The sequence below is a fragment of the Nocardia sp. CA-135953 genome (genome assembly GCF_050955735.1).
Lineage (GTDB): Bacteria > Actinomycetota > Actinomycetes > Mycobacteriales > Mycobacteriaceae > Nocardia.
Window position 1 is genome coordinate 1,106,349 of sequence record NZ_CP192082.1, and the last position, 24,910, is coordinate 1,131,258.

Sequence of the window (24,910 nt, forward strand, 5' to 3'; positions counted from 1 at the left end):
CGGTGAACGGTGCGCGCCGGTACGGTGATCTGATCATGGAGCTATCCAATCGGGTACTGAATCGGACTTTGCTGGCACGCCAGCATCTGCTGGAGCGTTCGGCGTTGACCGTGCCGCAGATGTGTGACCATCTGGTGGGTTTGCAGGCCCAGGATTCGCCGCCGCCGTTCGTCGGATTGTGGAGCCGCATAGTGGATTTCGATCCCGCGACGGTTTCGGCGGGTCTGGACGATCGCTCGCTGGTGCGAATCACCTTGATGCGCGGCACGATTCATATGGTCACGCCGCCGGATGCGTTGCGCATCGCACCGCATATCCAGCCAGAGCTCGAAAAAGTACCCTTCCGAAAAGGTTTCAACTACGGCGCGATGGTCGGGTTGGATCCGGACGAGGTGCGCGCGCACGGTGAGGCCGCGCTCGGTGACGAGCCGATGTCGGCGGCGGACCTGCGCGCCAAGGCCGCGGCGATCTACCCGGATCGCGATGCCGGCGCGGTACTGCAGACCTGGCTGTACCAACTGCCCGTATTGCAGACTCCGCCGCGCGGCAGGTGGAAAGACAACAGCAGGCCGGTCTGGTCCCGCGTCGAACCCTGGCTCGGGGCACCGCTCGAACCTGGTTATCCATTGGCGGAGCTGGTCTTTCGTTACCTGCGTGCCTTCGGTCCGGCCAGCACCATGGATATGCAGACCTGGTCGAAGCTGACCGGCATGAAGGCCGCCGTCGAACAACTCGGCGACCGCCTGCGCACCTACACCGACGAACGCGGCCGCACCCTCTACGACATCGCCGAGGGCGAACTCGCAGACCCCGACCTGCCCGCACCGGTCCGCCTGCTCGGCTGGTACGACAATGCGGTCCTCTCGCACCAGGACCGAACCAGGATCGTCCCCGACGGCACGGCCCCGCCCCTGCGCGCATTCGCCACCGCGGTATCCCCGGTCCTGGTCGACGGCTTTCTCGCGGGCTTCTACAAGATCTTTCTGGAAAAGGGTGTCGCCCGCCTGCGCATCACCCCGGCCCGGAAGTGGTCGAGCACGGATTACGCGGCGGTGGACGCCGAAGCCAATGCGCTGGTCGCATTCCTGGAGGCCGACAAGCGCCCGAGTGTCGAAATCCTCGACGTGAACGGGGATCTGCGTCCCTGAAAACCGGCGGCGTTATCGCGAACGGAGGCGTCCGACGCGCACCGCGGGCAGTGGCCGACCGGGTGCGGCCACCAGTTGCTCGACGATATTCGCGGTTACCAGCACGGCCGCGGTCAGCGCCACCACGACGATGGCGGGCAGCAGCGACGAGGTCAGCGCGATGGCGATCAATGCGATGGCCGGTACAACGCGTGTGGTCGCCACATTGCCGAGCATGCGCCACCGATTGACCACCAGTGCCACCATGAACAGCGCGGCGCCACCCGGCGCCAGCGCTGCGGCCACGCCGTGCGCGGTATGGCCGGGGTCGGCGACCGAATGTCCGAGTCCGACGGCAACCGCCACCAGACCGGTCACCAGCGCGAAATGTCCGTAGCTCAACACATCTCGTACGATCAGCCCGGGTGAGGGCATGGTGGACAGTGCATGTTCGATCAGCCGCGCGGATCGATGGAAGTAGATCCACCACAGTCCGAGGCCGACCATGAAGGCGAGCACCAGCGTGGTCACCACCGCCGGACCGAGGCCGGTCGCGGACGCCTGCGCACCCGCATCCACCACGGATTCGCCCAGCGCGATGATGATGAACAGGCCGAACCGCTCGGCGAGATGGGAAACCCCGATCGTCCGGTTGCGCACCGCCCTGCTGTACAGCAGCGGCGCGCCCAGCTGCACCACGAGCGCCCCGGTCCAGACCCAGATGCGCGAATGCTCCGGCAGCGGCGCGCTCGCGAAAATCGCTATGCCGGTGACCAATCCGATGCTGAAGGGGTTGATGGTGGTCGCGAACCCGTTCGTCCGGGTGACGGCGACGAATAAGACGATCCGCAGCAAAAGATGCGCACCCGCGAAAACCATTGCGGCCCCGCGTGGTTGGTCCAGCGCGGCGGGCGCGGCCACCGCCATCAGGAAGATGCACAGCCCGGACCCGAACAGCACCAGGCGCTGAGCGTTGTTCTCCTCCACGGTATTCACCAGGATGGTGACCCCCACCCACCCCCACCACAGCGGTGCCAACAGCGCCAGCGCGTGGCCGAGCGTGCCGATCGAGGTGTGGTGGCCGAGCACATGCGCGGTCTGGGTGACCGCGAAGACGAGGACCAGATCGAAGAACAGTTCCGCCCAGGTGGCGCGGGCATGGGGTGTTGCGGTGGTGGATTCGGCAGGCTCGCTCATCGAAATCTCGCACTCGGTGACACAGGAAGTACGAGCCTAGATGGAATCAGCGCTCCGGGTTGTCCCGGTAGGCGGGCGCTTTCGTCGTTCCGGTCGGTGTGAGTGTGCGCAACAGCGGCAGTGTCCGGTGCGCGACCACCGTCGACAGCACGATCACACTGTGCGAGCGCACCACCGAACTCGTCCGGTCGATGCTCAACAACACCGCCTGCAACCCGGCATGTGAATCCGCGCCGATCCGGCACAGCACATCGCCGGAGCCGGTGGTCGCATATGCCTCCAGCACACCGGGAATCGCGTCGAGTTCGGCCGCCACCGCATCCAGCGCGCCTTGTGCGATCTCCAAGGTGACGAAGGCCTGCACATCGAAACCCGCTGCGGTGACATCGATCTGCGGATCATAGGAGGAGATGACGCCCGACTCCTCCATCCGCGCGATGCGCGACTGGACGGTGGCCCTGGCGACCCGGGTGCGCCGGGACAGCTCGAGAATGCCCGCCTTCTGATACTCGTGCATCGCGGTGAGGATGGCGAGATCGAGTTCATCCAGTTTCGCGGGCGTGCGCGGCATGACGGCCTCCGTTCGGGGCGCGACCGGCGTGGTGCGGGTCACTTGCGGTGCTATTCAAATTGTCCAGCATCAGGGGCGGCTTGCTAGCCGATTTCGCCATAGTGTCTAACCGAAATCGGTGATGTTGCCTATCCGATGGGGCGGCGATTTCCTTGGATCATGACCATCGAGCATCTGCGGAATGCCCAGCGACCGAGCGGCCCGCTGCCCACCGACGGTGAGTTGCGCCGCCTGGTCGGGCTGGTCGATCACGACGACAGCATCGATCCGTTCCCGGTCATCGGCTGGGACGCGCTGGTCTGGGTGGTCGGCAACGCGACCCAGACCGCGCACTTCCTGGAATCCGCCTTCGGCATGCGGCTGGAGGCCTACTCGGGGCCGGAGACCGGCAACCGCGATCACAAGGCCTATGTGCTGCGCAGCGGTGCGGCCAGATTCGTCGTCACCGGCGCGGTCGCCCCGGACAGCCCGCTGGTCGCGCACCACGATCGGCACGGCGACGGCATTGTCGACATCGCTCTGGAGGTCCCGGATGTGGACCGCTGCATCGAATGGGCACGGACGCACGGCGCGACGGTCCTGGTCGAACCACATGACGACACAGACGAATTCGGCACGGTCCGCTCGGCCGTCCTGGCCACCTACGGCGAGACCAGGCATACGCTGATCGACCGCTCCGAATACTACGGGCCGTATCTGCCCGGATATGTCGCCCGCCGCTCCGGATATCAGCCGCGCGTCGGCACTCCGACCAGGCTGTTCCAGGCCATCGACCATGTCGTCGGCAATGTCGAGCTCGGCATGATGGACGAGTGGGTCGAGTTCTACCGCCGCGTCATGGGATTCACGAATATGGCCGAATTCGTCGGCGGCGATATCGCCACCGAATACTCGGCGCTGATGAGCAAGGTGGTGGCCAATGGCAATCACCGGGTGAAGTTCCCGCTCAACGAACCCGCGATGGGCAAGAAGCGCTCCCAGATCGACGAATACCTGGAGTTCTACGGCGGTCCAGGCGTGCAGCACATCGCGCTGGCCACCAGCGACATCCTCGAATGCGTCGACGTATTGCGCCGCGAGGGTGTCGAATTCCTCGAAACGCCGGACACCTACTATTCCGATCCCGAACTGCGCGCTCGCATCGGCCACGTTCGCGTCCCGGTGCGTGAGCTGCAGCGCCGCGGCATCCTGGTCGACCGTGACGAAGACGGCTACCTGCTGCAGATCTTCACCAAACCGCTCACCGACCGCCCGACCGTCTTCTTCGAACTCATCGAGCGCCACGGCTCACTCGGTTTCGGCAAGGGCAACTTCAAGGCTCTGTTCCAGGCGATCGAGCGCGAACAGCAGGCGCGCGGCAATCTGTAGGGCTCGAGGCACTGTTCCGAGCTATGGCTGTGGTACCTGGCGAAGCGAGCGGATCAGGGCTCTCCGGGCATCAGGAGTGCGTACCTGCCGTCAGAAAGTTGCTGGCAGAAGAAGCGATCTTGTAGTTGGATAACCCGGCATCTTCTCCAACCCTGGCCCGGTGGATTTCAGTCGAAGCGATGGCCTTCGGCGTCGACAGCGGACAGCTTTGCGACCGGCCCGTCTTCGCCGGATGGCAACGCGAACAAGATGCACGCAAAGTCTTGATGTGCAAGCTGCTAATTTGCGTAAAGGTTGTAAACCTCTACGCCATTGATCACCGTTGGCTCGCAATGGGCATGTGGATTCCCATTCCGTTGCTGTTGGTTCGCGGCATCGAGGCAGTCGTTCAGCCAGTAGTAGCGGCCGAGGAAGTTCCCTCCGGCGGAAGCTGTCCCGGCGAGGGCGCCCGACAACCCCGCGACGATCAAGACGGCAACAGTCAACCTCTTCGACATGGTTCCCTCCCAATGACCAACGTAGTCAAGCAGTTTCAGCGTAGCGGGTCCGGGCGTGCGGTGACACCCCGGCGAGGTCGGAGCCCGTGCCTGGCGGACGTGTCGGTCTTGGTGGGTAGAGTTCAAGGCATGCGGATCCCGTCGGCAATCGTCATCGGCACCTCCCTGGCGTTGGTGTTGTCGGCATGCGGTTCGGGCGGCGACTCCGATTCATCGGGTCCGTCGCTGCGTCCCCCGCCGAAGGTCGCGTCGCTAGGTCCGTTTGCTGGCGAGTGTGGCCATGTCACCGATGACGAGGTCCGCGCCATCGCGGGACTGCCGCAGATATCGCGGGCATTCAAGAACTCGGTCGGATGTAATTGGCAATCGGCTGGTCAAGGTTCGTCCAGCGTCACCTTCGCTTCTTATCGGGGGAGCCCCATCGACCGCGAGCGAGCGTGGGTGACCACCCAGGGGCGTGGCCCCGAGAAGATCGAAGTCGGTGGCCGCACTGGATTCCAGGCACTCGAGCCCAGCGGTCAAGTGTGCGATCTCGCTGTGCAACTCGATGACGACTTCTTCGAATGGTCTATGTCGTTCGGGTTCTTCGCCGCATCTGGAAATCCGTGTGATCGAATGCGTAAATTGGCTGAGTTGACCGTGCAGCGGCTGCAATGAGGGACGACAGCATGAGTTCACGATCAGGCATTCGGGCCGCCGCCATCGCTCTCACCGTGCTCGCGATAGCCGTATCCACCGCGGGTTGCGGGAAGACGGTCAAGGGTACGGCGCACCCAGTCGGGGAAAGCGGAAGCACGACGGTCAACACGAATTTCGACAAGTTGCTGCGAGAATGCGATGCGGTGGCGGTGGATCAGATCGGTGCGGCCGTAGGTGACGGTGCCTTCCCCGAAGCGTCGTTCTACGGGGCCGTCTGCATGTGGGATGTGGACAGTGCGCCCGGCGGAAACGCCATGGTGACACTCAACTGGTACGAGGAAGGCTCGCTGAATACCGAGAAGTCCAATAACGACAAGCTCGGCTACAACACCGAGAACATCACCGTGCAGGGGCGGCGCGGTCTGAAGACGACGCGTCCGAACGATCCCGACTCGTGCGGGGTGAGTGCGGGCGCTGCCGACACCGGCGTCATCGGCTGGTGGATCAACTACCACCCCGGCGGCCATCCCGATCCGTGCGCGGGTGCGCAGAAATTGGTCGAGTTGACGCTGAATCTGGCGCGGTAGCCTGGCAGGTGGTAGTTGCCCGTAGGGCGTGATGACCGACCCCACTTTGACCCTGTGTCGCGGTCACGAGTATCGTGGATCGCTGTGCCCGGAAGCATGCGGGCAAGTTCGTGCGCAAACGTAAGCCAGCGAAAGCGGCTGACCTTTCCGGCGTGCCCGGAATTCGGGATATGTCTTGCGTGCGACACGCCCGACCTCGGGACGCGAGAAACGCGGCCGGACGTGCGAGTGAAAGCTCGATGACCGCAGCGTGAACGACGGACCCGGAGGCGGTAGCTTGCGTGACCACGGAGGGTCCCGAGAGCGCTGCTAATTGAACACAGACATGAAGTTCCAGACACCGCGTTAACTAATTAAGGAAAGCCGGTCTATGCCAACCATCAACCAGCTGGTCCGCAAGGGTCGTCGTGACAAGGTCGCCAAGACCAAGACCGCGGCCCTCAAGGGGAGCCCGCAGCGCCGTGGCGTGTGCACCCGCGTGTACACCACCACCCCGAAGAAGCCGAACTCCGCGCTGCGCAAGGTCGCGCGTGTTCGCCTGACCAGCGCGGTCGAGGTCACGGCGTACATCCCGGGTGAGGGCCACAACTTGCAGGAGCACTCGATGGTGCTCGTTCGCGGCGGTCGTGTGAAGGACCTTCCGGGTGTCCGCTACAAGATCATCCGTGGCTCGCTCGACACCCAGGGTGTGAAGAACCGCAAGCAGGCCCGCAGCCGTTACGGCGCCAAGAAGGAGAAGAGCTGATATGCCACGCAAGGGCCCCGCACCCAAGCGTCCGCTGATCAACGACCCGGTCTACGGTTCGCCGCTGGTTACTCAGCTGGTCAACAAGATCCTGCTGGACGGCAAGAAGTCCACCGCAGAGCGCATCGTCTACGGCGCGCTGGAGCAGGCGCGCGAGAAGACCGGCACCGATCCGGTCGTCACCCTCAAGCGCGCGCTCGACAACGTCAAGCCGTCCCTCGAGGTGAAGCCCCGCCGCGTCGGTGGTGCCACCTACCAGGTGCCGGTCGAGGTTCGCCCCGGCCGTGCCAACACCCTGGCGCTGCGCTGGCTGGTGAACTTCTCGCGCGCCCGTCGGGAGAAGACCATGGTCGAGCGCCTCGCCAACGAGCTGCTCGACGCCAGCAACGGCCTGGGCGCTTCGGTGAAGCGTCGTGAGGACACCCACAAGATGGCCGAGTCCAACCGGGCCTTCGCGCACTACCGCTGGTGACGTCTGCCCGGCCCGTCGTTTTCCGGGTCGGGAGGCACAGTCGGAAAGCGGCACTTACCTGTCGCTTCCGGCGTTGACATAGAGACGACCACAGGGTCGTCCCCGAAAATCCCAACTAGCTACGAGCGGGGAAGATTTCCGTGGCACAGGACGTGCTCACCGACCTGAACAAGGTCCGCAACATCGGCATCATGGCCCACATTGATGCGGGCAAGACGACCACAACTGAACGCATCCTCTTCTACACCGGCATCACCTACAAGATCGGTGAAGTCCACGATGGCGCCGCCACCATGGACTGGATGGAGCAGGAGCAGGAGCGTGGTATCACCATCACCTCCGCGGCCACCACATGCTTCTGGAACGACAACCAGATCAACATCATCGACACCCCCGGGCACGTCGACTTCACCGTCGAGGTGGAGCGGTCGCTGCGCGTGCTCGACGGCGCCGTTGCGGTGTTCGACGGCAAGGAAGGCGTCGAGCCGCAGTCCGAGCAGGTGTGGCGTCAGGCCGATAAGTACGGCGTGCCTCGGATCTGCTTCGTCAACAAGATGGACAAGCTCGGTGCGGACTTCTACTTCACCGTGCAGACCATCAAGGACCGTCTCGGCGCCAAGCCGTTGGTCGTCCAGCTGCCGATCGGCGCCGAGGACACCTTCGAGGGCATCGTCGACCTGGTCGAGATGCACGCCAAGGTCTGGAAGGGCGAGACCAAGCTCGGCGAGAAGTACGAGATCGAAGAGATCCCGGCCGATCTGAAGGAGAAGGCCGAGCAGTACCGCCAGGAGCTGCTCGAGACCGTCGCCGAATCCGATGAGGCGCTGCTGGAGAAGTTCTTCGGCGGCGAGGAGCTCTCGATCGAGGAGATCAAGGGCGCCATCCGCAAGATGACGGTCAACTCCGAGCTGTACCCGATCCTGTGCGGTTCGGCGTTCAAGAACAAGGGCGTGCAGCCCATGCTCGACGCCGTGATCGACTACCTGCCGACCCCGCTGGACGACGGTGGCACCGACGGCCACGTCCCGGGCAAGGAAGAGGAGATCATCCACCGCGACGCGAACACCAGCGAGCCGTTCTCGGCGCTGGCGTTCAAGATCGCCGTGCACCCCTTCTTCGGCAAACTGACCTACGTCCGGGTGTACTCGGGCAAGGTCGACTCCGGTGCCCAGGTCATCAACTCGACCAAGGGCAAGAAGGAGCGTCTGGGCAAGCTGTTCCAGATGCACTCCAACAAGGAGAACCCGGTCACCGAGGCCGTCGCGGGCCACATCTACGCGGTCATCGGCCTGAAGGACACCACCACCGGTGACACCCTGTGCGATCCGCAGAACCAGATCGTGCTCGAGTCCATGACCTTCCCGGACCCGGTCATCGAGGTCTCGATCGAGCCCAAGACCAAGTCCGACCAGGAGAAGCTGGGCACCGCGATCCAGCGTCTTTCCGAAGAGGACCCGACCTTCTCGGTCAAGCTCGACCAGGAGACCGGCCAGACCGTCATCGGCGGCATGGGCGAGTTGCACCTCGACATCCTCGTGGACCGCATGCGGCGCGAGTTCAAGGTCGAGGCGAACGTCGGCAAGCCGCAGGTGGCCTACCGCGAGACGATCACCAAGCCGGTCGAGAAGCTCGAGTTCACCCACAAGAAGCAGACGGGTGGCTCCGGCCAGTTCGCGAAGGTCATCATCGCCGTGGAGCCGTTCGTCGGCGAGGACGGCGCGACCTACGAGTTCGAGAACAAGGTCACCGGTGGCCGCGTGCCCCGCGAATACATCCCTTCGGTGGACGCGGGTGCGCAGGATGCCATGCAGTACGGTGTGCTCGCGGGCTACCCGCTGGTGAACCTGAAGGTCACGCTGCTCGACGGCGCTTACCACGACGTCGACTCCTCGGAAATGGCCTTCAAGATCGCCGGCTCGCAGGCCCTGAAAGAAGCGGCCCGTAAGGCCGGTCCGGTGATCCTCGAGCCGCTGATGGCGGTCGAGGTCATCACGCCCGAGGATTACATGGGCGATGTGATCGGCGACCTGAATTCCCGCCGTGGCCAGATCCAGGCCATGGAGGAACGCAGTGGTGCCCGTGTCGTCAAGGCGCTGGTTCCGCTCTCGGAGATGTTCGGTTACATCGGTGATCTGCGGTCGAAGACCCAGGGCCGGGCGAACTACTCCATGGTGTTCGATTCGTACGCGGAGGTTCCGGCCAACGTGTCGAAGGAGATCATCGCCAAGGCGACCGGCGAATAAGTCGATGGGGGCAGGTGCAAGACTTGCCCCTATCAGCCGGGAGTCATGCACGACCCCCAATATGTAAACCGCACTGCTGCAACTGCACGCACCAACAAGTCCAGGAGGACACCAAGTGGCGAAGGCGAAGTTCGAGCGGACGAAGCCGCACGTCAACATCGGCACCATCGGTCACGTCGACCACGGCAAGACCACGCTGACCGCAGCGATCACCAAGGTGCTGGCTGACAAGTACCCGGATCTGAACGAGAGCTTTGCCTTCGATCAGATCGACAAGGCGCCGGAGGAGAAGGCTCGTGGTATCACGATCAACATCTCCCACGTCGAGTACCAGACGGAGAAGCGCCACTACGCACACGTCGACGCGCCGGGTCACGCCGACTACATCAAGAACATGATCACCGGTGCGGCGCAGATGGACGGTGCCATCCTCGTGGTCGCCGCGACCGACGGCCCGATGCCGCAGACCCGTGAGCACGTGCTGCTCGCTCGTCAGGTCGGCGTGCCCTACATCCTGGTCGCGCTGAACAAGTCGGACATGGTCGACGACGAGGAAATCCTCGAACTCGTCGAGATGGAGGTCCGCGAGCTGCTGGCCGCCCAGGAGTTCGACGAGGAAGCGCCGGTCGTGCGGGTTTCCGGTCTGAAGGCGCTCGAGGGCGACCCGAAGTGGACCGAGGCGATCGTCGAGCTGATGAACGCGGTCGACGAGTCCATCCCGGACCCGGTTCGTGAGACCGACAAGCCGTTCCTGATGCCGGTCGAGGACGTTTTCACGATCACCGGTCGTGGCACCGTCGTCACCGGTCGTGTCGAGCGCGGTGTGATCAACGTGAACGAGGAAGTCGAGATCGTCGGCATCCGCGAGAAGAGCACCAAGACCACCGTCACCGGTATCGAGATGTTCCGCAAGCTGCTCGACCAGGGCCAGGCCGGTGACAACGTCGGTCTGCTGGTTCGTGGTATCAAGCGCGAAGATGTCGAGCGTGGCCAGGTCGTCGTGAAGCCGGGCACCACCACCCCGCACACCGAGTTCGAGGGTCAGGCCTACATCCTGTCCAAGGACGAGGGTGGCCGCCACACCCCGTTCTTCAACAACTACCGTCCGCAGTTCTACTTCCGTACCACGGACGTGACGGGCGTTGTGACCCTGCCCGAGGGCACTGAGATGGTCATGCCCGGTGACAACACCGAGATGTCCGTCAAGCTGATCCAGCCGGTCGCCATGGACGAGGGTCTGCGCTTCGCGATCCGCGAGGGTGGCCGCACCGTCGGCGCCGGTCGCGTCACGAAGATCATCAAGTGATTCCCTGAATCGCTTTCGAACGGCGTCGCTCCGAAAGGGGCGGCGCCGTTCGGCATTTCGGGGGCGAGCCGCCATCGCCACTTTGGTTAACGTCGGGCAAAAGGGGGTAAAGACCGGTTGATCGGAGGATGCGATGAGGAGTTCGGCGCTGGCCAGCGCGCTCGACGTCACCGAGGGCACGTTGGTGCACGGTATGCCGTATCTCGCGCTCGGAGCCGGGCGGCCACTGGTATTCCTGCGATGGTTCACCCCGGATCACGCCAATCCGACCGGGTGGATGCGGCAGTCCGAAATCAAGACGTTGGCACCGCTCGCGGCGCATTTTCGGGTGTATGCGGTGAACCGCGCGCCCGGTATGGCCGAGGGCACGACGATGGCCGATATCGCCGCCGAGCACGCGGACGCGCTGCGGGCCGAATTCGGTACGCCCGTCGATGTTCTCGGTGTCTCCTCGGGTGGATCGCTTGCGCTGCAACTAGCGGCGGATCGACCTGCCGCAGTACGCAGGCTGATCATCGCCTCATCTGGCTACACCCTGGAAAACACCACTCGCGCGGCGCAACTGGCCTACGGCGAGGCGGCCTACGCGGGTAGGCGCGCACTGCACCATATGGCCGCCGTCAGCTCCAACTCGCCGATCGCGCAGCGCATTGCCGCGGCGGGTATGTGGTTGGCCGATCCCTTTGCGCGCCCGAAGAATCCGGCGGACACACTGGCTTTCATCCGTGCCGAGGATGCTTTCGACCTCGCCGGTCGGCTCGGCGATATCACCGCGCCGACGCTCGTCCTCGGCGGCGACCGCGACGACGCCTACAGCACCGAGACCTTCCGTCGTACCGCGGACGGAATCCCGGACTCGCACTTGATCATCTACCCGGAAACAACCCATATCGGGGTCGTGAAGCGGTTCGTTCCCGACGTCGTCGCCTTTCTCGCCGACTAGCAGTTGCTCGGCGCCGGTTCGCCGCGGAAGCGCGCGGCAAGCCAGGACAGCACCGAGGGAATGCCGAGGATGGCGGCACTCAGGTGTTCGGGGGCGCAGGTGAGTTCTGGCCGCCGAGCCGGGCCGCACCGTAGGGGAACTTGTATCGCGCACCGTGGACTCGTATTGAGAACACGAGTCTTTCAGATTTCGGTGCTCAGCCGAGTTGGGTCATACCCGCCGCGACCACCTGGGCGACATTGCAGATTTCATCCGCTGTCGGCAGCGGCAGTCCATCGAGCGCATGCAGCCGATCGCTGCTGGCAATTGCGAACATCGCCGAAACCCAGGCTGCGGCACACGCGCGCAAGGTGCCGGGCTGGACCGGGCCGGGCGCGCTGGCCTGCAACACCCGGGCGGTGACGTCGAGCAGTTGATCGCGCAGGCGGCGCAATTGCCGGCGCACGTCGGGATGGGTATCGGCCTCGCGCCACATGATCACGCGCAGCACCGACGAATGGTGATCGCGCAGATTGAGCGCGGCATCGAGATTGATCAGACTGGCCGCCGGATCGCCCGGTGTGACCACGGTGCCGATATCGGCGATCGGCTGGGCGGGCACCCGCTCGGCCATCAGTGCGGACAGGATCGAATCCTTGGTGGGGAAGTAATAGAAGACCAGACCCTTGGGGACACCGGCGCCCTCGGCGATGGCCGCTGTCGCGGTCGCGTCGAATCCCTGTGCCGCGAAGAGTCGTTCCGCGGCATCGAGAATGAGCTGACGGGCGTCGCCGTCGACTTTCGCGCTACGACGACGCCCGCCCCGCCGGGCTTTCGGCATCTGCATCAGTGATGCGGCGCCATGTCGTGCAACCGGCCCGACACCGTCGGCAGCGCCGCCACCGCGACCACTACCGTCACTACGCCCACTACCCACGCGGTCCAGGATGCGCCGCGGTAGTCGGTGTAGTCCATCGCCCACGGGGAGATGAACAGCAACGCGCCGAACAGGCCCATCGCGTAGTCGGCGGCCGTCAGGCTCGCTCGGTACATCTGCGCCAGGCCGGTGAGGGCGATGAGTACGCCGAGCACGATCAGCGTCCACATGGCGTTGTCGTTGTGGGTCACCCACAGGGGTGACAGCGCGGTAAAGACGCCCAGCACAACGGCCAGGAAGTCCTGCGCGCGACTTTCGGTGAACATGGGTGCCTCCTCAGGCTCTGAATTGTTCTCCCTACTCAGATCTAACCCTGATTGACCGCCCGATCAATATAGGTATGGACACGATTGCGCACCGATAGGTGGGGTAGAGCGGAGTGACGGTCATCACGGCGATTCGCGCAGAGCGAAGGTTAGGGTTAGCTGTGTCACCAAAATGTCAACTCGACCCGGTGCCTGCCGGGCACTACCGAAGGGAGGCCGTGCGCGTGAGTGAGCGCAGCGAGCGAACCATGAACACAGCCGGGTGCCCGGTCATACCGGAGCCGAGCGACGGCGTGGTGGCGGCATGAACGGGCCGATCGTAATCATCGGAGCTGGTCTTGCCGGTTTGCGCACGGCGGAGGAATTGCGCAGGGCCGGGTACGAGGGTGAGTTGCTCCTCGTCGGCGAGGAGTCGCGGCTGCCCTATGATCGCCCGCCGCTGTCCAAGCAGTTCGTGCGTGGCGAAACCGACGACACCACCCTGCGCCCCGCCGAATTCTTCGACGAGAAGCAGATCGACCTGCGGCTGAATACCGAGGCGGTCGGCGTCGACACCGCCGCGCGCCAGGTGCGCCTGGCCGACGGCGGCACGCTCGACTACGACCAGCTGATCATCGCGACCGGTCTGCGGCCGCGCCGTCTGCCCGGGCTGCCCGATCTGAAGGGCGTGCATGTCCTGCGCGGCTATGCCGACGCCGCCGCACTGCGCGACGAATTGTCCGGTGCGGGTACCGCTCTGGTGGTCGGGGCCGGATTCATCGGTTGTGAACTCGCGGCGAGCTTCCGGGCCAGTGGCGTCGAGGTCGTATTGGTCGAACCGCAGCCGACGCCGCTGGCCTCGGTGCTCGGCGCGGAGATCGGTGCGCTGGTCGCGCGCATGCATCGTGACGAGGGCGTGGATCTGCGCTGCGAAACCGGCCTGGACACCTTCCTCTCTGTTGACGATCGAGTGCGCGGCGCCCGGCTCTCCGACGGCAGCGAGGTAGCCGCCGATCTGGTGGTCGTCGGCGTCGGCTCGCGGCCGGTGACCGAATGGCTCGCCGATTCCGGTATCGCACTCGCCGAACCATCGGCCGGTGGTGGCGTACTCGCGGACGAGGTGGGACGCACCTCGGTCGAGGGTGTGTGGGCGGTCGGCGATGTGTCGGCCTGGCTGCACGAGACCGGGCAGCGCAAGCGCGTCGAGCACTGGACCAATGCCGGAGAGCAGGCGCGGTTGCTGGCGTGTGCGCTGCTGGGCGCGGAACCGCCGACCGCGGCACGGGTGCCGTACTTCTGGAGCGATCAGTACGACGTGAAGATCCAGGCGCTCGGCACCCCGAGCGCTGATGACGAGATCCACATCGTCTCCGACGACGGCCGCAAATTTCTCGCGTACTACTCGCAGCACGGCAATCTGACCGGTGTGGTCGGCGCAGGCATGACCGCTCAGGTGATGAAGGTCCGCGCGAAGATCGCCGGCGGTGCGCCGGTCGCGGACCTGCTCGAGGCCGCCCAGGCGTAGCGATTGTGCCGTTGTAATACGGTGGTCGGGTGATCGTCGCGCTCATCGATTCCGGCCTGGGGTTGCTGCCCACGGCCGCCTGGCTGCGCAAGCTGCGGCCCGATGTCGACCTGCTACTCCAGTTGGACCCCGATGGCGCGCCGTGGGGGCCCAAGCCGGAACAGTGGGTGACCGACCGGGTAGTCGACGCCGCGCGGAGCTCGGTGCGGCTCGGTGCGGAAGTGCTCGTGCTGCCGTGCAATACGGCCAGCGTCACCGCCCTGGACGAGGTGCGCGCCGAGGTCGGGCCGGGTATACCGGTGGTCGGCACGGTCCCCGCGATCAAACCCGCCGCGGCGGTATGCAAATCGGTCGCGGTGTGGGCGACCGCGGCGACCACGGCCAGCCGCTATCAGGCCGATCTGATCGCCCGCTTCGGCGGCGATGCGAAGGTCGTCGGCATCGCCTGCCATGGTCTGGCGGATTCGATCGATCGCGGTGATCTGGCCGCTGCTCGTGATTCGATTTCGCGCGCGGCCGAACAGACGCCCGACGATGTGGAAGGTGTGGTGCTCGGCTGCACCCACTATCCCTTGGTCATCGATGCCATTGTGGCCGCACTGCCGGACGGCGTGCGATTGTTCGACAGTGCGCAAGCCGTTGCGGCGCAGACGATTCGGCGGATGGAGGCACTCGACCGGCCGACGACCGGCAACGGTGAGGTGCGGGTGCTGAACAGCGGTCGGCCGGGTGAATTGCCCAGCAGCGCGGCGGCTTTCGAGTCGGGGCGGATTCTGGGTGCCCAGGGGTAGCGCGGCACTGCCGACCGCCGCCGATGTGCATGCGGCGCTGGCCGAGGTCGCCGACCCGGCCGATGCCAGTCATCTGCAACGGTTCTTCAAGACCGGGCCCGGTGAGTACGGCGAGGGCGATGTCTTCCTCGGTGTGCGCGTACCCGTGACGCGATCGATCGCGAAACGCTTTGCGGCACTTCCGCTCGACGAGATCGACACACTGCTGAACAGTGCCGTGCACGAGGACCGCCTGGCCGCGCTGATCATCCTCGATGCCAGATTCGCCGAGGCGGCCCAACCACGCACGCTCGATATCGATGCGCAGGCGGCGATGGTCGAGTTCTACCTCGCCGCGGTGCGCCGAGGCCGGGTGAACAACTGGGATCTGGTCGACGTGTCCGCCGAAAACATCATCGGCCCTTGGCTACTCGATCGACCCCGCGACCTGCTCTTCGAACTCGCGGGCGCGGACTCGCTCTGGGAGCGCCGGGTAGCGCTGCTGACCACCTTCGCGTTCATCAAGGCGGGCGATGCCTCGACCACCTTCGAACTCGGTGAACGGTTACTCGACGACCGCCGCGACCTGATCCAGAAGGCACTCGGCTGGATGTTGCGCGAAGTCGGCAAGCGCGTCGACGAGCAACTGCTCACCGGCTTCCTCGACAAGCACGCGGCGCAAATGGGCCGCACCGCACTGAGTTACGCGACCGAACGCCTCGATCCCGCCTTACGCGTCCACTATCGCGAACTGTAAACCCCTACCGGGGCTCAGAATTGGATGCGCAGGTGATCGGTGACCGGATGCGCCTGGCAGCCGAGGATATAGCCGTTCTCGATATCCTCCGGATCGAGGATTTCGGCATTGTCCATTTCGACCTTGCCCTCGAGTACCGTGCACGCACAGGAACCGCATTCGCCCTCCTGGCAGGAGTACGGCACATCCAGACCCTTCGACAGCATGATGTCGACCAGAGTCTGCTTGCGCGGCCACTTCAGCTCGTGCACCTCGCCGTCGAGTTCGACCTCGACGGTGGCCGCATCGGCGGCCTCCTCGTCGGTCACCGCGACCGGCGCCTGATCCGCGAACGGGTCTCCGGCAAGGGAATTGAACACTTCGGCGTGGGTCCGTGAGCGCGGCACGTCGAGCTGGGCGAGTGCGTCGTGGACCCGGTCCATGAACGGCTTGGGCCCGCACATGAACGCGTGGTAGCTCGTGTACGGCTCGACCAGGGCGGCCAAACCGTCGGCGGTCGGCAGTCCCTGCAGGTGCTCGAGCCAGTGGATCACGGTGAGCCGCTGCGGATGCTTCTCGGCCAATTCGCGCAGCTCGCCGGCGAAGATCACCGACTCGTGATCGCGATTGGCGTAGATCAATACGATTCGGCCGCCGCCGCGCGCCAGCGCAGACTTCAAGATCGACATCACCGGCGTGATGCCGCTGCCCGCGCCGAACAGCAGCAGATCGTCATCGAGATCCTTCGGCGTGAAAACGCCGGAGGGCGGCAGCACTTCGATCGCGTCGCCCGCTTTGACGTTGTCGCACACCCAGTTCGACCCGTAGCCGCCCACGGTGCGCTTCACGGTCACCTTGGGCTTGTCGTCGGTGTACGGCGAGCTGGCCAGCGAGTAGCACCGGGCCACCGAACCGGTCAGATCGCTCGGGATGCGCAGGGTGAGGAACTGCCCTGGCTGATAGCTGAAACGCGCACGCTGGTCGTCGGGCACATCGAAGACCAGCGAACAGGTGTCCGGCGTCTCGGTGATGACCGCGGCTACCCGCAGCACGACCGAACGCGAACCGTGTGGAACCTCGACGGTGGTCATGACCGAGCCTCGCTGACGCTCGGCTCAGCCATACCCACCGAAGGTGCTGTGTCGATTGTTCGCTCGCTGCGCTCGCTCACGCCTGTCGTCCTTTCGAACCGAACCAAAACTAGAACGTGTTTCAGTTTCATCGTACGTCGGGGTCGGGCTGACGGACAAGCTGGGCCTCGAGACCGGCGATCAGTACCTCCATGCCGAAGTCGTAGGCGTACTTTCCGCGCAGGTCGGGCATGTATTTGGTGGCTCGTGCCACCGATTCGGGCAGTGCGATATCCGCCAGCGGCTGCGGCTCCCGCGGATTCACCCGGCGGCGGCCGAACAGGTAGGTGTGGATCGTCGCGTACCCGGCGAGCACATTGCGATCATTGAAACCCGCCTCGAGCAGGATCTCCATGATCGCGGCGATCAGGTCGAGCTGTTTGCCGAGCATCTGTTCGATCAGCACATCGCCGAGTCCGGGATGCTTGCGCAGCTTCTCATCGATCTGGTCGATCAGATCGCGCAGCCGCTGCTGCCACGGTCCGGAATCGGCCGGTGGTTTGCGAACTCCGGTCAGCGCCGCGGTGGCGACGAGATCGAGCAACTCGCGTTTATCCGCGACGTAGTAGTACGGCGCCATCGGCGAAACGCCGAGCTCACGGGAGAGCCGTCGCATCGACAGCTTCTCCACACCGTCCGCACGTACCACCCGCAGCGCGGCCTCGACGATTTCGGACTCCGACAGTGTTCGATTCGCGGTGCTCCCAGGCCCTACGTGGTTACGCATGCTGCCGCCTCCGGCCCTCGAGCTCGCACCGCGGGGTCCGATTCGCGGTGCTCCCAGGGCCTACGTGGTTACGCATGCTGCCGCCTCCGGCCCTCGAGCTCGCACCGCGGGGTTCGATTGGCGGTGCTCCCAGGGCCTACGTGGTTACGCATGCTGCCGCCTCCGGCCCTCGAGTTCGCACCGCGGGGGCTCGTCTGCATTCGTCCGACTCCCATGCCACCTCTACCACTGCGGGTCGAATCGCCCGTCACGTCCTGTTCAGCTGCTTGCCACCCGCAGTCTAGAGCGCGCGGCCGTGAGTAGGTCGGTGTGCGTCCGCGCGGGCGTTGAGCGGGAGCTACGCATTCCCTGTTCCATTTTGTCAGCTCGTGACGTTATTGTGTGATGACGGCTACACCAGTCGCCGCGGAACCCGGTCACAATCTCGGAGGTAGGCATGCCGGAGTACGGATCCATCGGACACACCGATACCGACAACACCGGACGGATAGGGGCGGCCGAGTCCCGTTCGATCGAGGAGCCGCCGCTGGTCGAGGAGACCCTCATCGAAGAGGTTTCCATCGACGGTATGTGCGGCGTCTACTGACGGGCGCCGCGACCATGCTCGATCTCGATACCCGATGGGAGCTGCATCCGCGGGTGGCGCTGCGGCCGGAGTCCTTCGGCGCGCTGCTCTACCACTTCGGCACCCGCAAGCTCTCGTTTCTGAAGAGTCCCCGGATACTCGAGATCGTGCGGTCGCTGCCCGCGCATATCTCGGCACGCGCGGCCCTGCATGCGGCGGGCGTCACGGATGACCAAGCCGGACAGTATGTCCGGGCATTGGATCAGCTGGCCGACTCCGACATGATCAGGCAGGCCGCGCCGGGCAGTGCGCCGATCCCCGCGGTCGCGCCGCTGCCGCTCGCGGGGCAGCCGTCGGCCGTCACCGGTGGGCGACTGATCGATAAGTTCGAAAACGGTTTGGCCGCACCGATCTGCCTGACGTGGGAGTTGACCTACGCCTGCAATCTGTCCTGCGTGCACTGCCTGTCGTCCTCGGGCCGCCGCGATCCGCGCGAGCTGAGCACCGAGCAGTGCAAGGCGCTTATCGACGAGTTCGAGCGCATGCAGATCTTCTATGTGAATATCGGCGGCGGGGAACCGACTGTGCGCCCGGACTTTTGGGAGCTCGTCGACTACGCGACCGCGCACCATGTCGGAGTGAAGTTCTCCACCAACGGAGTTCGGATCACGCCCGAGGTCGCCGCGCGCTTGGCCGCCAGTGACTATGTGGACGTACAGATTTCGTTGGACGGCGCGGACGCCGAGGTCAACGATGCGGTGCGCGGACCGGGTTCCTACGCCATGGCGATCAGAGCGCTGGAGAATCTGGCGGCCGCGGGATTCGCGGACGCGAAACTCTCCGTGGTCGCGACCCGGCACAATATCGCCCAGCTCGACGAGTTCAAGGCGATCGCCGACAAGTACGGCGCCACACTGCGTTTGACTCGGCTGCGGCCTTCGGGACGCGGCGCCGATGTCTGGGACGAACTGCATCCGCTGCCGGAACAGCAACGAGTGCTTTACGACTGGCTGGTGCGCAACGGCGAGGGCGTGCTCACCGGCGACTCGTTCTTCCATCTCTCCGCCTTCGGTTCGGCGCTGCCCGGATTGAATATGTGCGGCGCGGGCCGGGTGGTCTGCCTGGTGGATCCGCTCGGCGATGTCTATGCCTGTCCCTTCGCCATCCACGACAAGTTCCTCGCCGGAAATGTGGTGGCGGACGGTGGTTTCCGCACCGTCTGGCAGGAATCGGACCTCTTCGCCGAACTGCGCGAGCCGAGCGGCGGCGGTGCGTGCTCCGGCTGCGCGCACTACGACTCCTGCCGTGGTGGCTGCATGGCGGCGAAGTTCTTCACCGGCCTGCCCGCCGACGGACCGGATCCGGAATGCGTCCAGGGCTACGGCGAGGCGGCGCTGGCCGATGCCGGGCGGATGATTCCGCGTTCGTCGGTGGACCACTCCCGGCGAATTGCGCCGAGCCGACCCGGCTCGCGTAAGTCGGGACCGATTCCGCTGACACTGTCGGTATCTCGGCCCGCCTCCGATCGCCTTTCGCCGGAGCTGCGGCCCGCGCGGGCCTGCAATGAAAGTCCGCTGAACTGATGTCGCGCGATAGCTAGTTATGCGCTATCTCGTTGATCGACGATGGCTATCGAGTGGCAAATTGATGATTGCCCTCGCGTTGCCAGCTGTCATCGGCGAGTCGCTTGCGACCCGCCGAAGACACGATTCGCCGGGAGTTCTTGCGCCACACGGGCGGATTCGTGCGGAATTCCGTCCTTTTTTCCGGACTGATGGTGCCAATGCGCGAATCACCGCCTAACATGCCAGGAATGCGCCACGATCGCCTACCCGACGGATTCGGGGTGCGGATCGATCCACGGGTACGCGCATACTCCGGGGGACGCATCCTGATCGGGGGTTCACCCGCCCGGTTGCTGCGACTTGCCCCGGAGGCCGCCGAGATGATCGGCGACGGGTACCTCGAGGTCACCGGCCCGAAGTCCGCCGTTGTTGCCAGACGGCTGCTCGACTCCGGCGTCGGTAATCCGCGCCCCCGTTTGCTGCCGTCCCTCGACGATGTGACCGTGATCGTGCCGCTGCACAACAATGCCGACGGCCTCGCCCGATTGCTCGCGGCATTGCGCGGACACAATGTGATCGTCGTCGACGACGGTTCGGATCAGCCTGTCGAGATCCCGCGCAACCGCGGCACCCACTGCCGGGTGACCGTGCTGCGCCACGACCGCAGACACGGCCCGGCCGCCGCGCGCAATGCCGGGTTGCGGGCCGCGACAACCGACTTCGTCGCCTTCCTCGACTCCGATGTGGTCCCGCGCAGCGGCTGGCTCGAGGTGATGCTCGGCCACTTCAGCGATCCGGAAGTCGCGCTGGTCGCGCCGCGGATCGTCGCGCTGGATCCGGAGTCGAACGCCCTCGCCCGCTATGAGCACACCCGATCCTCGCTCGATCTCGGACGGCGCGAATCGGCCGTGCAGTCGCGCGGACTGGTCTCGTATGTGCCGAGCGCGGCCATGCTGGTGCGCCGCCGGGCGCTGCTCGCGCAGGACGGATTCGACGAGACGATGCAGGTGGCCGAGGACGTCGATCTGTGCTGGCGGCTGGAGCAGGCGGGCTGGCGGCTGCGCTATGAGCCTGCGGCGCACGTCGCGCACGATCATCGAATCTCGTTCCGCGCCTGGTTCGGTCGCAAGCTGTTCTACGGCACCGGTGCCGCGCAGCTGGGCGAGCGGCATGCGGGCATGGTCACGCCGCTGTCGGTGCCGTTCTGGACGGTGGTCGCGACCATGCTGTTCGCCACGCTGACGAAGTGGGGACTGCTCGGCGGGCTCATCACCCTGGTGACCGCGCTGGCCCGACTACGCCGGGTCTTCACCGGGCTGGACAACCCGACCCGGATCGCGGCGATCTATCTGGCGCGCGGCTATTTCGCGGGTATCTGGCGACTGGCCTCGGCGATGTGCCGGCACTATTGGCCGGTCACCATGTTGGCGATGATTCTTTCCCGGCGCGTCCGGCGCATCGCGGTCACCATGGCGGTGGCGGACGGTCTGGCCGACTGGTTCACCCATCGCGACGCGGGCGGGCTCGACCCGTTCCGCTATGTGGCCTACAAGCGGGTGGACGATATCGCCTACGGAACGGGCTTGTGGCTCGGCGCATTCCGCGCGCGCAGCCTGGAATCGCTCAAGCCGAGTAGGCCCCGGAGCTGAATCGAACGTGTAATGGCTGTACCACCCGATGGGCTGATGTAGATGATCGACACACTGATCATCGGTGGTGGCTCGGCCGGGTGTGTGCTTGCGGCCCGGCTGAGCGCGGACCCGGAGCATCGGGTGCGGCTGCTGGAGGCGGGGCCGGTGTCGGCCGATCCGGCGGTACTGCTCGATGCGACTCGAATGCCGATCGGGCCCGAATCACCGTGGGTGTGGCGATATCCCGTCACGTTGGCAGGCGCGGTCACCGGGAATATCGTGCGCGGCAAGGTGATCGGCGGATCGGGTGCGGTCAACGGCGGCTACTTCGTGCGGGCGACGGCCGCGGATTTCGCCGCGTGGAGTAAGGAGCTCGACAGCTGGTCCTTCGATGCGGTGCTGCCCGCCTATCGTCGACTCGAGCGCGACCACGACTTCGGTGACCAGCCGGGACACGGTGCGACAGGCCCGATACCGGTGCGTCGCACCGCTGTTCCCGCACCCCTGAGCTGCGAATTCGCCTCGGCATGTACGGCACTCGGCCTGCCGCTCATACCTGACCTGAACGCACTGCCCGGCACAGATCCGGCCAATGGTTTCGGGCCGGTGCCGTGGAATATCGAGGACGGTAGGCGCGCCGACACCGGATCGGCATATCTCGCACCCGCGCTGGCGCGACCGAATCTCACGGTGACCGGCGCCGTACTGGTGACGCGCATCCGTTTCCACGGCACGCGCGCCATCGGGGTGGACTATGTGCACGAGGGTAAGCCGGGTGCACTCGACGCGGATCGCATCGTGTTGTGCGCGGGCGCGATCGAATCCGCGGCGCTGCTGCTGCGCTCGGGTATCGGCGATCCGGAACAACTTCGAGCGCTCGATATTCCGGTGGTGCATCCCGCGCCCGTCGGCGCCGCGTTCAGCGATCACCCCGAGATCGGCATCGACTACCGCTCGGATCCGTCGCACTCGACTGTCGCGGGCATCCCGCTGGAATATGTGCTGGAACTCGACGATGTCGAAATCCGTCCGTACGCCGTAACGTTTACCCCGTATACCCAACGTTTGGGTGTGGCGCTCATGCGCCCGCATTCCGAAGGTGTGCTCCGGCTCCGCTGCGCCGATCCAGCCGTGCCGCCGCACATCGATTACCGCTACTTATCGGAGTCGGCGGATCGGATTCGATTACGAGAGGCGGTAACCGTGGCGCGTGAGATATTGCACGCGATACCGATGGCGCGCCCGCCGGAATCGATACCGGATGACGCGTGGCTGCACGCGAATCTGGCTACTTCGCAACATCTGTCGGGCACCTGCCGAATGGGCGGTGCGTACGATGAGCGCGCGGTGGTCGATGAGCAGTGCCGCGTGCACGGCACGACCGGTCTATCCGTGGTGGATCTCTCCGTTGTCCCGGTGCCGCTGGGTCGCGGTCCGCAGGCGACGACGGTGCTGGTTGCCGAACGCGTCGCCGAATACCTCACCCAGGGGGTCTGGAAGATGGGTAGGTCACATTTGCGCGAGGTCTGAATGTGGTGTGACCTGGCGGACAAACGAAGGCAACCGCCCTTGTCCGAGTTGTGCGCGCCGGTACAGTTCGGGGCGGAAAGAAAGGCAAATGGTCAGCAATCTTGCAGGTGGGCGGCCCCCACGGCACGGCGTCGAACCTGGCACTCAGCTCGGCGCACTGGAAGCCTATGCCGCACAAGCACACGGATACCTCAGCGCGGGTGGCGAGCAGCTGTCGCAGCTTGCCGGTCTGCTGCGTCCCGTCGTGCTCGACTCCTGGTTGCGCAGTGTGCGCGGCGGCGTCGACCCGATGGATCCGCTCGACGGGCGCGGCCTGCGCGGTGCGGATCTACAGCGCTACCGCGACGCGCATCCGATTGCCGCATTGATGCCGCTGATCGACAAATTGCTCGTACAGGACACGGCCAGAACGGGTTTGATCGTCGCGGTCGCCGATCAGTTCGGCCGGGTGCTGTCGGTGCACGGCAATCCCGATCAGATCGATGCCGCCGCCGAAATCGGTCTGCGCGCGGGCGATGATCTCAGCGAACGCCGCATCGGCACGAATGCCGTCGGCCTGGTGGTGCGCACCGGACGGGCCGCGTGGATCCACGGGCCCGAACACTTTCTGCACCGGATGCATCAGATCACCGGTGCCGCGGCGCCGGTGCACGATCCCGACGGCAGGCTGGTCGGGGTGCTGATGATCGCCGGAGGCGTGCGGGTGGCGAAGCCGGAGATTCTGGCCTTGGTGAAGGCGACCTCGACCGCGGCCGAAATGGATCTGTTGCTGACCGCGATGCGTGCTGGTCAGCGCGGGGCGGTGAGTTCGACCGGCGACATCGCGGCGGCGCGGATGGGTCTGGATGCGCTCGGGCTCGGACAGCCGCTGCTGACCGTCGCGGGTGATCGAGTTCCGTTGTCGCAGCGGCACGCCGAGATTCTGCTGCTGCTCGCCGAACATCCGGAGGGGCTGGGCGCGGATCATCTCGCTCTGCTGCTCGACGACACGGATCTGGACAACGGCACCATTCGCGCCGCCATGTCGCGGTTGCGGGCGGTGGTCGGCCCGAACGTATTCGGTTCGCGCCCCTATCGGTTGCGGGTGCATATCGCAACCGATATCGAGGCGCTGCGGGCCGCGCTCGATTCCGGTGACGTCGATACCGCATTACGCCTGTACGCGGGTCCGGTGCTGCCGCGCTCTACCGCGCCGGGAATTATCGATATCCGCGATGAACTTCGGGTTCGGTTGCGCGCCGCGGTGCTCGGCTCCGGTGATGCCGCGGTGCTGCGTCGGTGGACCGCATGCGCGGAAGGGCGCGACGATGCCGCGGCCTGGGTCGTGTACCGGGCGACCGTAGATCGCGATTCACCGCTGTATGCGCAGATCGAGGCTAAAATTCGGGTACTCGATCGGCGGCTCGGCGCGGATGCAACGCGGATGCAACGTTCTCGCTCATAGTCTGCACATCCGAAAGTGCTGTGGCTCACATCCGCGATCGAATTGTGGTCGCGAACGCAGCTTTGCCCAGCTGTGTCGGCCCGGCTGAGTACGCTGGACGGACGACCAACTTTTTTTAGTGCAAAAAGTTCCTTTTTATTAACGCAGCGCCTAGTGTTCGCAATGCGGATCACATCCGTGTGATGTAGCTGACACCGCCGCGGCGCCCGCACCGCGGCAGCGACGTTGGAGGAGTGCTCGAGAGCTAGCGCACGCGGGGCGCAATCTGTTTCGATCCGGCGCGGGTGTCGTCATGCCCCGCGCATTCGCCGAATCTTCTTGTGGTGGCGTCGAAGCCATGTGTCAACGTTGAAAAAGCGTTGCCGCAGTGGCTTATTCGTGCTGCCTGAATGCGTTCGGCGTGCTTTTTTACACCGAACAAGGAGGCTCTG

At 65.2% G+C, this 24,910-nt stretch carries 23 protein-coding genes; 17 read left to right on the plus strand and 6 right to left on the minus strand.

Features of this window, described 5'->3' with window-relative positions:
* Positions 1–35 precede the first annotated feature (35 nt).
* On the plus strand, positions 36–1,148 hold the full coding sequence (locus ACQPXH_RS05325) for a winged helix DNA-binding domain-containing protein (protein WP_433601216.1): 1,113 nt from the start codon (positions 36–38) through the stop codon (positions 1,146–1,148).
* A 12-nt stretch (positions 1,149–1,160) separates the two neighbouring features.
* Here the strand turns inward: ACQPXH_RS05325 and ACQPXH_RS05330 are convergent, their stop codons facing one another.
* Entirely contained in the window at positions 1,161–2,324 is a 1,164-nt protein-coding gene (locus ACQPXH_RS05330; protein WP_433601217.1) for a low temperature requirement protein A, read from the minus strand.
* Positions 2,325–2,370: 46 nt separating this feature from the next.
* Complete coding sequence (locus tag ACQPXH_RS05335; protein ID WP_433603313.1) at positions 2,371–2,895, minus strand: Lrp/AsnC family transcriptional regulator; 525 nt, start codon at positions 2,893–2,895, stop codon at positions 2,371–2,373.
* 159 nt (positions 2,896–3,054) lie between these two features.
* Here ACQPXH_RS05335 and hppD point away from each other — a divergent pair, with 159 nt between their 5' ends.
* The 8 genes from hppD (at position 3,055) to ACQPXH_RS05375 (ending at position 11,695) form a co-directional block, all read left to right on the plus strand.
* The gene (hppD, locus tag ACQPXH_RS05340; protein WP_433601218.1) at positions 3,055–4,263 is read left to right on the plus strand and encodes a 4-hydroxyphenylpyruvate dioxygenase; all 1,209 of its coding nucleotides are present in this window, start codon (positions 3,055–3,057) and stop codon (positions 4,261–4,263) included.
* A 125-nt stretch (positions 4,264–4,388) separates the two neighbouring features.
* Positions 4,389–5,417, plus strand: coding sequence for a DUF3558 domain-containing protein (locus ACQPXH_RS05345; protein WP_433601219.1), 1,029 nt, complete (start codon positions 4,389–4,391; stop codon positions 5,415–5,417).
* 11 nt (positions 5,418–5,428) lie between these two features.
* Positions 5,429–5,986: a DUF3558 domain-containing protein gene (locus ACQPXH_RS05350; RefSeq protein WP_433601220.1), complete on the plus strand. Its 558-nt coding sequence runs from the start codon at positions 5,429–5,431 to the stop codon at positions 5,984–5,986.
* A gap of 370 nt (positions 5,987–6,356) precedes the next feature.
* Positions 6,357–6,731 carry a 30S ribosomal protein S12 gene (gene rpsL / locus ACQPXH_RS05355; protein ID WP_014353064.1) on the plus strand — a complete coding sequence of 125 codons (375 nt, stop codon included), beginning with the start codon at positions 6,357–6,359 and terminating at the stop codon, positions 6,729–6,731.
* A 1-nt stretch (position 6,732) separates the two neighbouring features.
* Positions 6,733–7,203, plus strand: a complete 471-nt coding sequence (gene rpsG, locus ACQPXH_RS05360; RefSeq protein ID WP_014353063.1) for a 30S ribosomal protein S7 — start codon at positions 6,733–6,735, stop codon at positions 7,201–7,203.
* Between the two features lie 140 nt (positions 7,204–7,343).
* Positions 7,344–9,446 carry an elongation factor G gene (gene fusA / locus ACQPXH_RS05365; RefSeq protein ID WP_433601221.1) on the plus strand — a complete coding sequence of 701 codons (2,103 nt, stop codon included), beginning with the start codon at positions 7,344–7,346 and terminating at the stop codon, positions 9,444–9,446.
* A 115-nt stretch (positions 9,447–9,561) separates the two neighbouring features.
* Complete coding sequence (gene tuf / locus ACQPXH_RS05370; protein WP_040695832.1) at positions 9,562–10,752, plus strand: elongation factor Tu; 1,191 nt, start codon at positions 9,562–9,564, stop codon at positions 10,750–10,752.
* Between the two features lie 133 nt (positions 10,753–10,885).
* Positions 10,886–11,695: an alpha/beta fold hydrolase gene (locus ACQPXH_RS05375; protein ID WP_433601222.1), complete on the plus strand. Its 810-nt coding sequence runs from the start codon at positions 10,886–10,888 to the stop codon at positions 11,693–11,695.
* Positions 11,696–11,891: 196 nt separating this feature from the next.
* On the opposite strand, the gene ACQPXH_RS05380 is transcribed toward ACQPXH_RS05375, so the two are convergent.
* Both ACQPXH_RS05380 and ACQPXH_RS05385 read right to left on the minus strand, forming a co-directional pair.
* A complete protein-coding gene (locus ACQPXH_RS05380; protein WP_357471437.1) occupies positions 11,892–12,521 on the minus strand; it encodes a TetR/AcrR family transcriptional regulator in 630 nt (209 codons plus the stop codon).
* Complete coding sequence (locus ACQPXH_RS05385; protein WP_063037083.1) at positions 12,521–12,877, minus strand: SPW repeat domain-containing protein; 357 nt, start codon at positions 12,875–12,877, stop codon at positions 12,521–12,523. Before ACQPXH_RS05385 ends, ACQPXH_RS05380 begins: the two co-directional genes overlap by 1 nt.
* A gap of 304 nt (positions 12,878–13,181) precedes the next feature.
* On the opposite strand from ACQPXH_RS05385, the gene ACQPXH_RS05390 reads away from it, so the two are divergent.
* From ACQPXH_RS05390 to ACQPXH_RS05400, 3 genes are read left to right on the plus strand one after another with little or no spacing between them, the layout of a single operon-like run.
* Positions 13,182–14,381 (plus strand): NAD(P)/FAD-dependent oxidoreductase, encoded by a 1,200-nt coding sequence (locus tag ACQPXH_RS05390; protein ID WP_433601223.1) that lies wholly within the window; start codon positions 13,182–13,184, stop codon positions 14,379–14,381.
* A gap of 29 nt (positions 14,382–14,410) precedes the next feature.
* Positions 14,411–15,172: a glutamate racemase gene (locus ACQPXH_RS05395; RefSeq protein WP_433601224.1), complete on the plus strand. Its 762-nt coding sequence runs from the start codon at positions 14,411–14,413 to the stop codon at positions 15,170–15,172.
* On the plus strand, positions 15,159–15,908 hold the full coding sequence (locus ACQPXH_RS05400; protein ID WP_433601225.1) for a DNA alkylation repair protein: 750 nt from the start codon (positions 15,159–15,161) through the stop codon (positions 15,906–15,908). The genes ACQPXH_RS05395 and ACQPXH_RS05400 overlap by 14 nt, the downstream gene beginning before the upstream one ends.
* Positions 15,909–15,922: 14 nt before the next feature.
* On the opposite strand, the gene ACQPXH_RS05405 is transcribed toward ACQPXH_RS05400, so the two are convergent.
* Positions 15,923–16,978: a 2Fe-2S iron-sulfur cluster-binding protein gene (locus tag ACQPXH_RS05405; RefSeq protein ID WP_433601226.1), complete on the minus strand. Its 1,056-nt coding sequence runs from the start codon at positions 16,976–16,978 to the stop codon at positions 15,923–15,925.
* 127 nt (positions 16,979–17,105) lie between these two features.
* Positions 17,106–17,744, minus strand: a complete 639-nt coding sequence (gene mftR2, locus ACQPXH_RS05410; RefSeq protein ID WP_433601227.1) for a mycofactocin system transcriptional regulator MftR2 — start codon at positions 17,742–17,744, stop codon at positions 17,106–17,108.
* 511 nt (positions 17,745–18,255) lie between these two features.
* On the opposite strand from mftR2, the gene mftA reads away from it, so the two are divergent.
* From mftA to ACQPXH_RS05435, 5 genes are all read left to right on the plus strand, one after another.
* Positions 18,256–18,330, plus strand: a complete 75-nt coding sequence (gene mftA, locus ACQPXH_RS05415; protein ID WP_433603314.1) for a mycofactocin precursor MftA — start codon at positions 18,256–18,258, stop codon at positions 18,328–18,330.
* Positions 18,331–18,344: 14 nt separating this feature from the next.
* Positions 18,345–19,892, plus strand: coding sequence for a mycofactocin radical SAM maturase (gene mftC, locus ACQPXH_RS05420; RefSeq protein WP_433603315.1), 1,548 nt, complete (start codon positions 18,345–18,347; stop codon positions 19,890–19,892).
* 230 nt (positions 19,893–20,122) lie between these two features.
* Complete coding sequence (gene mftF / locus ACQPXH_RS05425) at positions 20,123–21,523, plus strand: mycofactocin biosynthesis glycosyltransferase MftF (protein ID WP_433601228.1); 1,401 nt, start codon at positions 20,123–20,125, stop codon at positions 21,521–21,523.
* A 42-nt stretch (positions 21,524–21,565) separates the two neighbouring features.
* Positions 21,566–23,035, plus strand: coding sequence for a mycofactocin dehydrogenase MftG (mftG, locus tag ACQPXH_RS05430; RefSeq protein WP_433601229.1), 1,470 nt, complete (start codon positions 21,566–21,568; stop codon positions 23,033–23,035).
* Positions 23,036–23,123: 88 nt separating this feature from the next.
* Entirely contained in the window at positions 23,124–24,479 is a 1,356-nt protein-coding gene (locus ACQPXH_RS05435) for a GAF domain-containing protein (RefSeq protein ID WP_433601230.1), read from the plus strand.
* The last annotated feature ends 431 nt before the right edge of the window (positions 24,480–24,910 follow it).

Coding starts and splice junctions, on each gene's coding strand:
- ACQPXH_RS05325 (WP_433601216.1), top strand. CDS start 36: ATGGAGCTATCCAATCGGGTACTGAATCGGACTTTGCTGGCACGCCAG.
- ACQPXH_RS05330 (WP_433601217.1), bottom strand. CDS start 2,324: ATGAGCGAGCCTGCCGAATCCACCACCGCAACACCCCATGCCCGCGCC.
- ACQPXH_RS05335 (WP_433603313.1), bottom strand. CDS start 2,895: ATGCCGCGCACGCCCGCGAAACTGGATGAACTCGATCTCGCCATCCTC.
- hppD (WP_433601218.1), top strand. CDS start 3,055: ATGACCATCGAGCATCTGCGGAATGCCCAGCGACCGAGCGGCCCGCTG.
- ACQPXH_RS05350 (WP_433601220.1), top strand. CDS start 5,429: ATGAGTTCACGATCAGGCATTCGGGCCGCCGCCATCGCTCTCACCGTG.
- rpsL (WP_014353064.1), top strand. CDS start 6,357: ATGCCAACCATCAACCAGCTGGTCCGCAAGGGTCGTCGTGACAAGGTC.
- rpsG (WP_014353063.1), top strand. CDS start 6,733: ATGCCACGCAAGGGCCCCGCACCCAAGCGTCCGCTGATCAACGACCCG.
- ACQPXH_RS05375 (WP_433601222.1), top strand. CDS start 10,886: ATGAGGAGTTCGGCGCTGGCCAGCGCGCTCGACGTCACCGAGGGCACG.
- ACQPXH_RS05380 (WP_357471437.1), bottom strand. CDS start 12,521: ATGCAGATGCCGAAAGCCCGGCGGGGCGGGCGTCGTCGTAGCGCGAAA.
- ACQPXH_RS05385 (WP_063037083.1), bottom strand. CDS start 12,877: ATGTTCACCGAAAGTCGCGCGCAGGACTTCCTGGCCGTTGTGCTGGGC.
- ACQPXH_RS05390 (WP_433601223.1), top strand. CDS start 13,182: ATGAACGGGCCGATCGTAATCATCGGAGCTGGTCTTGCCGGTTTGCGC.
- ACQPXH_RS05405 (WP_433601226.1), bottom strand. CDS start 16,978: ATGACCACCGTCGAGGTTCCACACGGTTCGCGTTCGGTCGTGCTGCGG.
- mftR2 (WP_433601227.1), bottom strand. CDS start 17,744: ATGCGTAACCACGTAGGGCCTGGGAGCACCGCGAATCGAACACTGTCG.
- mftC (WP_433603315.1), top strand. CDS start 18,345: ATGCTCGATCTCGATACCCGATGGGAGCTGCATCCGCGGGTGGCGCTG.
- mftF (WP_433601228.1), top strand. CDS start 20,123: ATGCGCCACGATCGCCTACCCGACGGATTCGGGGTGCGGATCGATCCA.
- mftG (WP_433601229.1), top strand. CDS start 21,566: ATGATCGACACACTGATCATCGGTGGTGGCTCGGCCGGGTGTGTGCTT.
- ACQPXH_RS05435 (WP_433601230.1), top strand. CDS start 23,124: ATGGTCAGCAATCTTGCAGGTGGGCGGCCCCCACGGCACGGCGTCGAA.